The 13,611-nt window shown below is 39.0% G+C and carries 12 protein-coding genes and 1 riboswitch; of the genes, 8 read left to right on the top strand and 4 right to left on the bottom strand.

The features are described 5' to 3' along the window. Positions 1-4: 4 nt before the first annotated feature. From BN985_RS04290 to BN985_RS04265, 6 genes are all read left to right on the top strand, one after another. Entirely contained in the window at positions 5-1,027 is a 1,023-nt protein-coding gene (locus BN985_RS04290) for an ABC transporter ATP-binding protein (RefSeq protein WP_042221315.1), read from the top strand. After that, positions 1,005-2,015, top strand: a complete 1,011-nt coding sequence (locus BN985_RS04285; RefSeq protein WP_042221314.1) for an ABC transporter ATP-binding protein — start codon at positions 1,005-1,007, stop codon at positions 2,013-2,015. The genes BN985_RS04290 and BN985_RS04285 overlap by 23 nt, the downstream gene beginning before the upstream one ends. 161 nt (positions 2,016-2,176) lie before the next feature. Beyond that, positions 2,177-2,295, top strand: a riboswitch (SAM riboswitch). Between the two features lie 143 nt (positions 2,296-2,438). Continuing rightward, complete coding sequence (locus tag BN985_RS04280; protein WP_042221312.1) at positions 2,439-4,187, top strand: O-acetylhomoserine aminocarboxypropyltransferase/cysteine synthase family protein; 1,749 nt, start codon at positions 2,439-2,441, stop codon at positions 4,185-4,187. Positions 4,188-4,279: 92 nt separating this feature from the next. Next, positions 4,280-5,326 (top strand): homoserine O-acetyltransferase MetX, encoded by a 1,047-nt coding sequence (gene metX / locus BN985_RS04275; RefSeq protein ID WP_042221311.1) that lies wholly within the window; start codon positions 4,280-4,282, stop codon positions 5,324-5,326. Between the two features lie 430 nt (positions 5,327-5,756). After that, positions 5,757-6,668, top strand: a complete 912-nt coding sequence (locus tag BN985_RS04270; RefSeq protein ID WP_042221309.1) for an SGNH/GDSL hydrolase family protein — start codon at positions 5,757-5,759, stop codon at positions 6,666-6,668. Positions 6,669-6,673: 5 nt separating this feature from the next. After that, a complete protein-coding gene (locus BN985_RS04265; RefSeq protein ID WP_042221308.1) occupies positions 6,674-7,300 on the top strand; it encodes a YpmS family protein in 627 nt (208 codons plus the stop codon). A gap of 66 nt (positions 7,301-7,366) precedes the next feature. Here BN985_RS04265 and BN985_RS04260 read toward each other — a convergent pair whose 3' ends face one another. Next, the gene (locus BN985_RS04260) at positions 7,367-7,996 is read right to left on the bottom strand and encodes a hypothetical protein (RefSeq protein ID WP_042221307.1); all 630 of its coding nucleotides are present in this window, start codon (positions 7,994-7,996) and stop codon (positions 7,367-7,369) included. A gap of 231 nt (positions 7,997-8,227) precedes the next feature. Between BN985_RS04260 and BN985_RS04255 the strand changes: the two genes are divergently transcribed. After that, the gene (locus BN985_RS04255; protein ID WP_042221306.1) at positions 8,228-9,850 is read left to right on the top strand and encodes an ABC-F family ATP-binding cassette domain-containing protein; all 1,623 of its coding nucleotides are present in this window, start codon (positions 8,228-8,230) and stop codon (positions 9,848-9,850) included. Positions 9,851-10,117: 267 nt separating this feature from the next. On the opposite strand, the gene BN985_RS04250 is transcribed toward BN985_RS04255, so the two are convergent. Then, positions 10,118-11,065, bottom strand: a complete 948-nt coding sequence (locus tag BN985_RS04250) for an NAD-dependent epimerase/dehydratase family protein (RefSeq protein WP_042221304.1) — start codon at positions 11,063-11,065, stop codon at positions 10,118-10,120. Between the two features lie 28 nt (positions 11,066-11,093). Beyond that, positions 11,094-12,284, bottom strand: coding sequence for a glycine C-acetyltransferase (locus tag BN985_RS04245; RefSeq protein WP_042221303.1), 1,191 nt, complete (start codon positions 12,282-12,284; stop codon positions 11,094-11,096). 244 nt (positions 12,285-12,528) lie between these two features. Between BN985_RS04245 and BN985_RS19460 the strand changes: the two genes are divergently transcribed. Continuing rightward, positions 12,529-12,660, top strand: coding sequence for a hypothetical protein (locus BN985_RS19460; RefSeq protein WP_269635256.1), 132 nt, complete (start codon positions 12,529-12,531; stop codon positions 12,658-12,660). Positions 12,661-12,750: 90 nt separating this feature from the next. Here the strand turns inward: BN985_RS19460 and BN985_RS04240 are convergent, their stop codons facing one another. Then, positions 12,751-13,569 carry a 3D domain-containing protein gene (locus BN985_RS04240; protein WP_042221300.1) on the bottom strand — a complete coding sequence of 273 codons (819 nt, stop codon included), beginning with the start codon at positions 13,567-13,569 and terminating at the stop codon, positions 12,751-12,753. Between the last annotated feature and the right edge of the window lie 42 nt (positions 13,570-13,611).

Below are 13,611 nucleotides of genomic sequence, written 5' to 3'. Positions count from 1 at the left end.
TCGTTTGAGCGAAGAGATCATTTTAGATATTAAAGATTTGAAAACTTCATTTGAACTTGATGATTTTGAAGTAAAGGCCGTAGACGGGGTTTCTTTCAAACTACCAAAAGGGAAAACGATTGGAATTGTGGGAGAATCAGGGTCAGGTAAAAGTATTACAGCCCTTTCCATTCTCCGATTATTAGAAAAACCCGGGAGAATTAAAGGTGGGGAAATTAACTTTAAGGGTGAGGATCTTACAAAAATGAGCGACAAAAGGATCCGTGACATTCGTGGTAATGAAATATCCATGATATTTCAGGAGCCAATGACATCTTTAAACCCTGTTTATACTGTCGGTCAACAAATACGAGAAACGTTAAAGGTCCACCAGGGCCTTGGAAAAGAAAGTGGTACCAAAAAAGGGGTCGAGCTTTTAAAGCTAGTTGGTATCCCTTCACCAGAACAACGAATTAATCAATATCCACACGAATTATCAGGTGGAATGAGACAGCGTGTAATGATCGCAATGGCTTTAGCTTGTAATCCAGATTTGCTAATTGCCGATGAACCGACTACTGCACTGGATGTAACGATTCAGGCGCAAATTCTTGAATTAATAAACGACCTACAAAAAGATTTGGGAATGTCTGTACTTATGATCACCCATGATATGGGGGTTGTGGCAGAAACGTGTGACTATGTTGCGGTTATGTATGGCGGAAAGGTAGTAGAATACCAGGATGTCAAATCTTTATTTAAAAATCCAAAACACCCTTATACAGTTGGTCTGCTTAACTCAATTCCACGACATGATATTGATGTAGAGGAACTTGAACCTATAAAAGGGAATGTGCCGAATGCTTCGGAAATGCCAAAAGGTTGCCGTTTCGCACCGCGTTGTCCTTTTGCGACAGACCTTTGTGTTGAAGAGTTACCAACTTTAGATGAACAAAGTGACGGCGGCGAAGTACGCTGTTGGATTTATACAGATCGCTGGAATGGAGATCCGGAGGTGAAAGTAAATGCAAAAGAAAGAACTACTTAAAGTAAATAATTTAAAACAATACTTTCCAATCAAAGGCGGATTTCTAGGAAGAACAGTCAACAACGTTAAAGCAGTAGATGATGTATCCTTTGAAATCTATGAAGGAGAAACACTAAGCGTCGTTGGAGAGTCAGGTTGCGGAAAATCTACTACAGGCCGTGCTATCCTTCGCCTGGATGAGCCTACTGAGGGTGCAATCGAATTTGATGGAACAGACTTACTTTCTCTTAGCAAGAGCGAGATGCGTAAGAAACGAAAGGATCTACAGGTTATTTTCCAGGATCCTTATGCATCCTTAAACCCTAGACAAACTGTTGGAAAAATATTAATAGAGGCAATGGAAATTCAAAATGTTGTTCCACGAAAACAACGTCGCCAACGCGCCATCGAAATCCTCGAAACAGTTGGATTAAATGGTGGTCAAATTGACCGGTACCCACACGAGTTCTCTGGTGGACAACGTCAACGTATTGGGATCGCCCGGGCGCTATCAGTAGATCCAAAGCTAATTATCTGTGACGAAGCTGTATCTGCTCTTGATGTATCCGTGCAAGCACAGGTCTTAAACTTATTGAAGAAGCTGCAGAAAGAACTCAATCTAACGTTCTTCTTTATTGCCCATGACCTTGGTGTTGTACGTCATATCTCTGACCGAATCATCGTAATGTATTTAGGGAAAGTTGTAGAGATTGCAGATAAAAAGTCACTATTCGATAACCCACAGCATCCATACACGAAAGCGTTGCTGTCTGCTATCCCTGTACCAGATCCTGAAATCAAAAAAGAACGTATTATTCTAACAGGTGATGTACCTTCTCCAATTGATCCACCAGCTGGTTGCCGTTTCCATACAAGGTGTCCATTTGCAACAGAGCTTTGTAAAACGGATGTACCAGAGTTGCGTAATTTGGATCATATGCAAGAAGGGCATAGTGCAGCCTGTCACCACATGGAAAAGATCATGGCTGGAGAATTACAACCAGTATAAAATATTTTACTGGGCTTGATGCTAAACGTACCGTACTAAAATCAGAAACCCACCTAGCGATGTAAAAATTGCTAAAGGTGGGTTTCTTTTATCTGAAACCAAAAAACTGTTGACAATGCTGTAACACAGATTATATAATGTGAATAATTTAAAAATTTAATCTCTTATCAAGAGCGGTGGAGGGAATAGGCCCTGCGAAGCCCGGCAACCTGAAAGCAAACTTAGTTTGCTTCCGATGGTGCTAAATCCTACAGATCATGATGGATCTGGAAGATAAGAGGAGGAACGTGGATCTTACGCCCTCTTCTTAGGAAGAGGGCTTTTTATATTCTCCCCTCCTCCTCCAGACCAGTTACTGCAAACCTGCAGTCTTGCTTTTTAAAGCAGTTGACTGGCAGTTTACATTCAAAAGGAGGAATTCCCATGTCAACATTTAATTTCCAACAGGATGAAACAGTTTTACTTCACGGAGGGCAGGTGCCAGATCCAACTACTGGTGCTAGAGCCGTTCCCATTTATCAAACAACCTCTTATACATTTCGTGATACGGAGCATGCACAAAATTTATTCGGTTTAACAGAGGCCGGAAACATTTATTCACGGATTGGTAACCCAACGGTTGATGTGTTCGAACAACGAATCGCTCAATTAGAAGATGGTGTTGCTGCAGTGGCTACCTCATCAGGTATGGCTGCCATAACCTTTGCTATCTTAAATATTGCAGGTGCTGGTGATGAAATAATCGCAGACAGCAATCTATATGGAGGAACCTATAACTTATTCGCACACACGCTTCCGCGCTATGGTATAACAGTAAAGTTTGTTGACGGGACCAACATAGAAGAGATCGAGAATGCGATAACAGACAAGACAAAAGCCATTTTCGGAGAAACCATTACGAATCCGAGTCTAAATATTCTTGATGTAGAAGCTATCTCATCAATTGCCCATCAGCATGGAATTCCACTTATTATAGATAATACTTTTGCACCTTATCTAACCAAGCCTTTAACTTGGGGGGCTGATGTCGTTGTCCATTCTGCTACAAAATGGATCGGAGGTCACGGTACTACGATTGGTGGAGTTGTGGTAGATGGTGGACGCTTTGATTGGAACAATGAACGCTTTAATGACTTTACTGAACCGCAGGAAAGTTATAATGGGCTACGCTTTATTGATGTTGGGGCAGCTGCTTATGCAACAAAATTACGTGTTCAACTCTTACGTGATATCGGAGCTTGCTTAAGCCCTCAAAATGCCTTTTTGTTATTGCAAGGATTAGAGACATTGCACTTAAGGATAGAAAGACATACGAACAATGCAAAAGAAATTGCTACCTTTTTAGAAGATCATCCTGCTGTTGAATGGGTGAATTTTCCGGGATTACAAAACCACCCGTCCCACCAGCTCGCGAAGAAGTACCTAAAGGACGGTTTTGGATCCATTATTACGTTCGGCATTAAAGGCGGCCGTGAAGCTGGCCGTAAGCTGATTGACTCTATATCTCTTTGGTCTCATGTGGCAAACGTAGGAGATGCGAAATCTTTAATCATCCACCCTGCTTCGACTACACACCAACAGCTAAACCCAGAGGAGTTGGAGAGTGCTGGGGTGTCTGAGGGACTCATTCGTTTATCTATTGGCCTCGAAGCGCCATCTGACTTACTCAGCAGCCTGGATGATGCAATTAACCAAGCTGCTGGCAAGACAACGAGCCATCGCCCTACAGAAGATGATGCGATTGAATGGCTTGTACGATCCCCATTTGATCGAAGTAATGGAACTGTAAGACAGAAGGCAATCGCTGTATATAGGGCAGAAATCAATATAGAAACAGACAAGACAATTCAACAATTAAGATCTTTTGGTTTCCTAGTTGCAGTAATTCAAGATGAGGTAAACGAGGGAACACAATATTATACTCGTTTATCCGATGTACCATATCAGGTTGATGCTGTCTATGTTGATGACCACCGCCTCCCTTCTGATACCTTAGAACAACTTATCAACAAGCAAAGCGGTATCTTATGGGTCCGAGGATCTGAAGATAATACACAGCTTATTGAAAATGCTAAGGCCACTGGAATTGTTACAGTCTCTGGACGCCATCCATTTGAGGAAATAATCCGCTTACGAGAGGGTCTTCCGGAAACCGTGACTGCTGGCGCATGACGATAAAATTTGCTTAGAAGAAACAAATAAAGTTATTGAAAAACGGGGATTGTCGTGGGGGCCTAACTCCACAGATAGAAGGAGGATGTTTTATGACGAATTCACAAAAAACCATCCCCAAAACTGGGGAAATCGCCATAGGGACACTTCTCCTTACTTCTGGGGAGCTACTTGAAGATGTTTCTCTACACTACGAGATTTCTGGTCCAGAGGGCGCCCCAGTCATCCTTGTTTGCCATGCCTTAACAGGGAACCAGCATACCATTGGAACCGATCACCAACCCGGCTGGTGGAACGGGCTTATTGGCGAAGGAAATTATGTGGATACGGAAGCCTATCAAGTATTGACCTTTAATGTACTTGGAGGTTGTCATGGTTCTACAGGGCCTACTACGAATAATAAGAGAACCAATTTGCCATATCGGAGCCATTTCCCCCATATTACCGTAAGGGATATGGTGCACGCACAACAAAATGCTTTAAAGAAACTGGGTATACAACATCTAGCTGCTGTAATGGGCGGTTCTCTTGGTGGGATGCAAGCGATGGAGTGGGGAATTCTTTACCCAAATATAATGGATAAAATTATTGTTCTTGCTTCAACTCCTGTCTATTCAGATTACGGGATTGCTTACAACCATATTGCTGAAACGTCGATTATACAGGATAGCGCTTGGGATAATGGCAATTATATATCAAATACCGATTTAAAAGGATTGGAAATTGCTCGAATGGTTGGCATGGTCACCTATAGAAGTGCGGCGTTATTTAACGAGCGTTTTGAACGAAAAAGCAGTAAAAGTAAATATGACGTGAACGCCTATTTGGATCATCAGGGAAAAAAACTGACAGAAAGATTTGATGCAAATAGCTATCTTACATTGCTAAGAGCAATGAACGACCATGATATTGGAAAAGACAGGGGCGGATGGGAGGCTGCAGCACGTAACATTACACTGCCCATTCTTGCAATAAGCTACGATCGGGATTTAATTTTTGAACCTTCTTTTATGAAGAAATTCGCAGGAGAAGTAGTAAACGGAAGCTATGTACATGTAGAAACAGATTTTGGCCATGATGGTTTTCTAACAGAGTTCCCCAAATGGGGTCCAGAAGTGGAACAATTCTTAAATGGTTAAATAATATATTTAGCAGAAAAAACAGGTTTATCCCCAACCGAAGTTGGGAAAAATAAATATAACCTTTCCTTTCACATATCGCCTTTTTAAAAGGCGATTTTTCTTTGCTCGTTCAGAATGTAAAAATTCTTAGCAAGAGGACCTGAGTATAAGAAAGTTGACATGCACTAAAAAATGAACGAATGTGAGTTTATCTAAAAATCAATTGATCTTTTAACCTAGTACTCCTACATAAGGTATAAATAAAGTTGTACCCTTCCTAAATGACGGGATTCATGAGATAATTTGGGTTGATAATCTAGAAGTACGAGCCTGACAACATGTAATACAGGCCTGTGTTGCATAAGATAATATAAACCCAACAAACATTCTGGATTTTTCTTCCCCTTACAAGCGGAATAAACTAAAACAACTTAGGTGTGGGATATTCATGAAAAAACGAAACCTTATAATACTGATTTTGCTATGTATCCTTATTCTTGGTATTGGCATTTCGATACTGTATTCTTACCAACCAAACTCCCAGTTTAAAGATGTTACCATTATGGAAAACGAACCATCTGAGGACGAAACCGAGGAACTCGAAAAAGCACAAGAAGAAGAAGAAGAGCAAGCTGAACAAGAGTCAACTGATGAAGCAGAACAGAGACCCCTTACAGAGATTGTTGTTAATGTTGTAGAAAATACAATGGACTTCTTTTCCTTAAGAAAGTCCCAAGTAACAGCCATTGGAGATTCACTTACACAGGGGGTCGGCTCGAAAAACGAGCAAGGCGGTTATGTAGGCATCTTGGACCGTGCCATAAACCAGGAAGAGGAACTGGTATCCTTTGATAACCTTGGTATACGCGGCAACCGTTCGGACCAACTGCTTTCGAGATTGGAGGATCCTGAAGTAGTTGATTCCATTCATCAAGCAGACATCGTGCTCATTACGATCGGTGCAAATGATATTATGCAGGTGGTAAAAGAGAACTTTTCCAACCTAAAAATGGAAGATTTTGATGAAGCTCGCGCGACGTATGAAGATAGATTAAGGAAAATCTTTACAAGAATTCACGAGATAAGCCCTAAATCACAAGTATACTTGCTAGGCTTTTATGACCCTTTCAGCAAATACTTTCAAGAGATTAAAGAACTCAGTATGATTGTTGAAGAGTGGAATGAAACGAGCCAAATGATTGCAGAAGAGCAAGAAAATTCAACGTTTATCCCAACAACAGATCTATTCGAAGGTGATGAAGCCAATCTGTTTGCTGAAGATAATTTCCACCCTAACGACAGGGGGTACAAACTAATGGCGCAAAGGGTTCTTGATTATTTAACTAGAGAAGAAGGATGAATAACATGACAGATAGAAAAGAACGTCGAAAAATAAAAAGTAAATGGAAAAAGTTATTTTTCGGCTTATTGGTGTTGAATATTGCTGTGGTAATTATCTTCCTTGCTCTTATTTTCTGGCCAGTTCCAGATAATGTTTCCTACCCGGAAAATGAAGCTACTCCTCAGGATGAAAGTTCAGAGTTTGTAGTTAGAACCACGAAACAAAATTTAAATGATCTAGTGAATGCTTATACAGAACAGTTGCTGGAAGGTACAAGGCACCAATATCGAATTGAATTAGATGAGGATGTTCACCTTATAGGAGAGCTTCCAGTGTTTTCCTCAACAGTTCCTCTCTCTGCACATCTTGAGCCATTAGTACAGGAAAATGGAGACATTATACTAAAACAAAAATCAATATCTATTGGACTTCTTGAATTACCGAATAAAAAAATTATGGAATATATCGGGAAGTATCTCCCTATGCCTGACTGGGTTACCGTTAATCCAGCAGAGGAAGAGATTTATGTTGCTGTAACAGAAATGGATATCCGAAGTAATTTTGAAGTTGGTGTTGAACATATAGATCTTGAAGCAAATAATCTTGCTTTCCGTATTCGCATCCCTTATCGAACCTTAGGAATTGACTAACTTGCTTTCAGGGAAAGTTACAAGGGACTTTCCCTCCCCACTAAAAAAACGAGCCTAAGCCCGTTTTTATCTAATAACAAATCGTTTAACTTTAGAAGATAATAGAAAAATAAATGATTGCTTCTGTACTGTCTGTGTTCCAGTTACTAAGGTTTTATCCTGTTTCATTAAATGACGTGGATAATGTTCGAGCTTGCCTTGGTATATTAATTGCATTCCTTCCAGCGTTCGTAAGTCACCAGGTTTTATAAAATAGGATGGTTTCTCTACCTGGATTGTTTGTAGACCCTGTAGCACGTTCGCCACAAATTGAGAGCAAAACAGGGCATTTTTTCGATTTATTTTTATGCGAAGTAGTACACCAAATAGCCCAATGAAATTATAACGATAATCGTCTTTCTTCGCTTCAATTTCTTTTATATTTTCCCTAATTTGTTCGCACTCCTGTGCAGAAATATTGCAGCTATAAACCGCACAATGTGAGTTTTTTAGAAATTCACTGGTTATGTCTTCTTTAACAAACCCACCAATAAAAGGGTTTTTGGGCCGTTTTCTCCCAAAGCTATATACTTCATTCAGTTCTCCATCTAAAGAAATAGAAACATGATTTAATGATTGCCTTGTACAAAAGTTTATCGCCTTTGCCAGGTAAGTACCTGTGTCGGTAAACAGCAGATAAATCGTTTTCTCTTGCAAGTTAGTCCCCCCTTTCATACTCTTTTTCCTTTTTCTCTATATATATTAGGACACTTATTTTATTAACCCTTTTAATCTACTATTGCAAAAAACGAACAATTATACAAGTAAATTTTTTGAAAAGATTACTTCTTATTATAATATATGCTTGTTATACATTGACGAAACCACTTAAATACCGTAATCTAACTGTGACTGCAATTTCATTTTTATTGGAGGAATCGGTTATACATGATTAATGTAAATAATGTAAGTTTACGATATGGTGACAAAAAGTTGTTCGAGGATGTAAATTTAAAATTTACACCAGGCAATTGCTATGGTCTAATTGGGGCCAACGGTGCAGGTAAGTCAACGTTTTTGAAAGTTTTATCGGGTGAAGTTGAAGCCCAATCCGGTAATGTTAGTCTCTCACCAGGAGAAAGACTTGCCGTATTAAAACAGGATCACTTTGCTTATGAAGATCATCAGGTGTTAGAAACAGTTCTGATGGGCCATGAGGAACTATATGCTGTTAAACAAGAAAAAGACGCTATTTATATGAAGGGCGACTTTTCCGAGGAAGACGGGATGCGTGCAGCTGAACTAGAAGGCGAATTTGCTGAAATGAATGGTTGGGAAGCTGAATCTGATGCTGCAGTTTTATTAAAAGGGCTAGGCATTGATGAATCTCTTCACATGCTACAAATGGGTGACCTTGCTGCAGACCAAAAGATTAAAGTACTTCTAGCTCAAGCATTGTTCGGTAATCCAGATATTCTTCTACTGGATGAGCCAACAAACGGACTAGATATTCAAGCAATCCAATGGTTAGAAGAATTTCTAATCAACTTCGAGAATACTGTTATTGTGGTATCCCATGATCGTCACTTCCTAAACAAGGTATGTACACACATAGCAGATGTCGATTTTGGTAAAATTCAAATATATATCGGAAACTATGATTTCTGGTACGAATCCAGCCAGTTGGCTGCACAAATGGCACAAAATGATAACAAGAAAAAAGAAGAAAAAATTAAAGAACTACAGAGCTTTATTGCCAGGTTTAGCGCGAATGCCTCTAAATCTAAGCAAGCTACATCAAGAAAGAAAATGTTGGATAATATTACATTAGATGATATCAAGCCATCATCACGTAAGTATCCATACATTGCTTTCACGCCTGAACGCGAAATTGGTAACGATCTTTTACGTGTAGAAGGTTTAACCAAAACGATTAGTGGTGTAAAGGTTCTTGATAATATTAGCTTTACAATGAATAAAGATGATAAAATCGCCTTGGTCGGTAAAAATGACATTGCAAAAACAACGTTATTTAGAATCCTTGCAGGTGAAATAGAGCCAGATGAGGGTACGTATAAATGGGGTGTAACAACATCTCAGTCCTACTTCCCTAAAGATAATGCTGCTTATTTTGAAAACAATGACCTACCATTGGTTGATTGGCTTCGTCAATATTCACCAGAGGATGAAACAGAAACGTTCCTTCGGGGCTTCCTTGGAAGAATGCTGTTCTCAGGTGAGGAAGCACTTAAAAAAGCAAGTGTTCTTTCCGGTGGTGAAAAAGTGCGTTGTATGCTTTCTAAAATGATGCTGAGCAATGCAAATGTTCTAATGTTAGATGAGCCAACTAACCACCTTGATTTGGAATCCATTACATCTTTAAACAATGGACTAATTAAATTCAAAGGTTCAATCTTGTTCACTTCACATGACCATCAGTTCGTGCAAAGTATCGCCAATCGTCTAATTGAAATTACTCCAAGCGGAATCGTGGATAAAGAAATGAGCTATGACGAATATGTTTCAGATAAGAAGCTACAAAAAGAAATAGCTGCTATGTATGCTAGTTAATTGAATTTCTAAAAAGGCATTCAGTATTTTCTTAACTGATTACTTCATTTGATATGGGAAGCTAAACTAATTCGAACGGTTATCGTTTTAATTCGAATGGTTTAGCTTTTTTTATTTATATGTCACCTCTAAGGACCTATATCTTTTTAACTCCACCTCCCATTTGTCGTTATTTCCCTTTCCATTATGACGCTATTATAATATCTCAAATAAAAAAAGACCCTGAAAGTTAATGTCTAACTCTCAGGGTCTTGCTTAAATATATTATTATTTTACTAGCTTTTGTTCTACTTTTTCTAACATTTCCTTAGTCATTCTATCAATATCGTATTTTGCTTTAAAGCCCCATTCTTTTGTGGCAACAGAAGAATCTATGCTGTTAGGCCAACTGTTGGCAATATTTTGCCGAACCGGATCAACATCATAGCTTAATTTAAAATCTGGGATATGTTTTTGTATCGCTGTTTCAAAGTCTTCTGGCGCAGCAGATATTGCAGATATATTAAAGGCATTGCGATGCTCTAGGTTAACTGGATCTGCTTCCATTAGGTTAATAATTGCTTTTAAAGCATCCGGCATGTACATCATATCCATTTTTGTACCTTCACCTATATAAGAGCGATATGCTTTATTTTTAATTGCTTCATAGTAGATTTCCACAGCGTAATCAGTTGTACCACCACCAGGCGGGGTAACATAAGAAATCAACCCAGGAAAACGGACGCCGCGAGTATCTACTCCAAAACGGTGATAGTAGTAATCAGCTAACAACTCTCCTGCTACCTTATTAACTCCATACATCGTAGTTGGACGCTGAAGCGTGTCCTGCGGCGTATTATCTTTTGGTGTAGAAGGTCCAAATGCACCAATTGAACTTGGTGTGAAAAACTGTAAGTCTAGTTCACGCGCCACCTCAAGGGCATTAACTAGCCCTCCCATATTGATATCCCACGCCACTTTAGGATATACTTCAGCTTTCGCTGACAACAATGCAGCCAAATGCATAATCGTATCCACATTGTGAGCTTTTGCTACCTCATGGAGACGCTCTGCATTCGTTACATCAACGACCTCAAAAGGGCCGTCATTGTGGCTTCCTTCCGCTTCCCGAATATCTGTACCAATAACGTGATCGGTGCCATAGGTCGCACGTAATTCCCCTAAGAGCTCAGAGCCAATTTGGCCTAGAGCCCCTGTAACCAAAATCTTTTTCATATTCATAAACTCCTCATCTTCATTGAAGCTAAATTATGCCCATCTCTTTTCCTACTTTTTCGTAAATCTTTAGTGCATTATCCAGCATTTCTTTTGTATGTGCAGCTGTTGGCATGTTACGGACACGCCCAGTACCACGTGGAACTGTTGGAAATACAATTGATTTTGCATATACGCCTTCTTCATAAAGTCGTTTACTAAATTTTTGAGTATCATTTTCATCCCCAATTACGCACGGAGTAATTGGTGTTTCACTATTTCCAATATCGAATCCTAATTCTTTCAGTCCAGCTTTTAGGTAATTTGCATTTTCCCATAGTTTTTCATTAAGTTCTGTGCTCTCCATTAGTAATTCAATAGCTTTGGTACTTGCTACTGCATCAGCTGGAGAAACTGCTGTAGAAAATAGGAATGGACGAGAACGAACCTTCAGCCAATCGATTAAATTACTCTTTCCAGCAACATAACCACCAATAACACCAATAGCTTTAGAGAGTGTTCCCATTTGGAAATCAACTTTATCCTGTAAACCAAAGTGTTTCACGGTCCCTGCACCTTTACCAAGGACACCAGAACCATGTGCATCATCCACATAGGTAATAAGGTCAAACTCTTCGGCGATTTCCACAATCTCAGGAAGTTTCGCAATATCCCCATCCATGGAAAAAACGCCATCGGTTATAACCATTACTTTATTATATTGACCAGATTCTGTTGCTTCTTTTGCCTTCTGACGTAGATCTTCCATATCGGAGTGATTCACTCGAATAATTTTCGCCTTTGAAAGACGGCATCCATCAATAATTGATGCATGGTTTAGTTCATCTGATAAGATTGCGTCATTTTTATCCATAACAGCAGAGATCGCCGCCATGTTACAGTTAAAGCCAGATTGGAAAGAAATTGCTGCCTCTGTACCTTTAAACTCAGCTAGCTTTTTTTCTAAATTAAGGTGGAGATCCAATGTCCCATTAATTGTACGGACAGCGCCAGCTCCCACACCGTGTGAATCAACAGCATCCTTCGCAACCGCTTTCAGTCTTTCATCTGTTGCAAGACCAAGGTAGTTGTTTGATGACAGGTTTACTAGTTTCTTCCCATCAATGTTTATTTCAGGGCCATTTGCACCACTTACCGGATCGATTTCATTGTATAATCCACGCTCTTTAAGTTCAGCAATATTTTCATTTAAAAAGTCATTTAATACGTTACTACTCATTTACTTTTCCTCCTTATATGTGTATACACATGGATTCTTTTATAGTAGTTCTTTATTTTAAGTTTAACACAAAGGAACCCAAATGTTTAATGGAAGTAGGGCTATGTTAAATAGTCTAATTCTTCTAAAACTCTTACAAATTTGTAAGAATTACCTGTAAAAATGTAACGGAAAAGCATGGTTTGTACGATCAATCTCGATTATACTTTAGATATATTAATAAATTAAGGGAGGCATCTACATCATGAAAAAATTACTCGTGGCCTTAATCGCAGTGATTATCATTGGAATTAGTGTTATTGGATTCACCCAAATAAACGATGACGCAACAGAAATAATTGACGAAAACTCACATTCTATCACGATACAATCATAAAAATGATGTTTAGTATAAAAAAATAAAAGGAAAACATCTACTAAGCGATGCTTCCCTTTTACTTATAAATAGTATTTAATTTTAATATAGTTATTCAACTACAGTAACATCTACTGTACGTACGCCCCAGTCATAAGCGGCATCTTTAGTTGGTACGTGCAAGTCGATTTTATTACCTTTGATTGCACCACCGATGTCAGCAGCTGTTGCATAACCATAACCTTCCACATGAACTTTAGAACCAAGTGGAATTACATTAGGGTCAACAGCGATAACTTTAGCGTTAGGATTTTTATTTAGATCAACGCCTGTAGAAGTAACACCTGAGCAACCATCACATTTGGCAGTGTAAGCAGTTGCTGTTACAGAGATTGTTTTCCCTTCAGCCTTTTGATCTGAATTTGATGTTTGAGAAGCTTTTTGTTCAGTTTTAGCTTCTTTCTTTGGTTCTGCTTTTTGCTCTTTCTTTTCAGCTGGAGCATTGTTCTGTGTCGTTACTTCTTTTTCCTTTGTTTCTTTCTTTTCTACTTTTGCAGCTGGCTTATCTTCCTGCTTAACATTTACACCCTGGATTTCTAATTCTTGTCCAATTGTTAGTAAATCGGAATCAAGATCATTCCATTCTTTAATGTCTTCTACTGTAGTATCAAATTTATTTGAAATACCTATTAATGTATCTCCTTTTTCCACTTGATACAATTCATTAATAAATAATGATTGTTTAGGATGAATGACAGTGGATTTTAATTCGTTTATATCAACTAGATCGTCTACGGTTGTGTTATATTCGTCTGCAATTTCCCACAGGTTGTCTCCAGGTTGTACCTCGTACTCTTCTGCTGAAACAGTTGTTGCAGCAGCGCCGGCGATAATTATGCCTGTAGCGAATGAAGCTACTAATTTTTTCATTCGATAGTCCCTCCTTGAATTTCTGACATTGACTATAGTATC

The sequence above is a fragment of the Oceanobacillus manasiensis genome (assembly GCF_000724085.1).
Classification (GTDB): domain Bacteria; phylum Bacillota; class Bacilli; order Bacillales; family Amphibacillaceae; genus Oceanobacillus_B; species Oceanobacillus_B manasiensis.
The sequence above is the reverse complement of the archived record's forward strand: the minus strand, read 5'-3'. Positions and strand labels throughout refer to the sequence as shown.

Excerpts from the sequence above, each read along its gene's own strand:
- BN985_RS04285 (WP_042221314.1), top strand. The coding sequence starts at position 1,005 with ATGCAAAAGAAAGAACTACTTAAAGTAAATAATTTAAAACAATACTTT.
- BN985_RS04280 (WP_042221312.1), top strand. The coding sequence starts at position 2,439 with ATGTCAACATTTAATTTCCAACAGGATGAAACAGTTTTACTTCACGGA.
- metX (WP_042221311.1), top strand. The coding sequence starts at position 4,280 with ATGACGAATTCACAAAAAACCATCCCCAAAACTGGGGAAATCGCCATA.
- BN985_RS04270 (WP_042221309.1), top strand. The coding sequence starts at position 5,757 with ATGAAAAAACGAAACCTTATAATACTGATTTTGCTATGTATCCTTATT.
- BN985_RS04265 (WP_042221308.1), top strand. The coding sequence starts at position 6,674 with ATGACAGATAGAAAAGAACGTCGAAAAATAAAAAGTAAATGGAAAAAG.
- BN985_RS04255 (WP_042221306.1), top strand. The coding sequence starts at position 8,228 with ATGATTAATGTAAATAATGTAAGTTTACGATATGGTGACAAAAAGTTG.
- BN985_RS04250 (WP_042221304.1), bottom strand. The coding sequence starts at position 11,065 with ATGAAAAAGATTTTGGTTACAGGGGCTCTAGGCCAAATTGGCTCTGAG.
- BN985_RS04245 (WP_042221303.1), bottom strand. The coding sequence starts at position 12,284 with ATGAGTAGTAACGTATTAAATGACTTTTTAAATGAAAATATTGCTGAA.
- BN985_RS19460 (WP_269635256.1), top strand. The coding sequence starts at position 12,529 with ATGAAAAAATTACTCGTGGCCTTAATCGCAGTGATTATCATTGGAATT.
- BN985_RS04240 (WP_042221300.1), bottom strand. The coding sequence starts at position 13,569 with ATGAAAAAATTAGTAGCTTCATTCGCTACAGGCATAATTATCGCCGGC.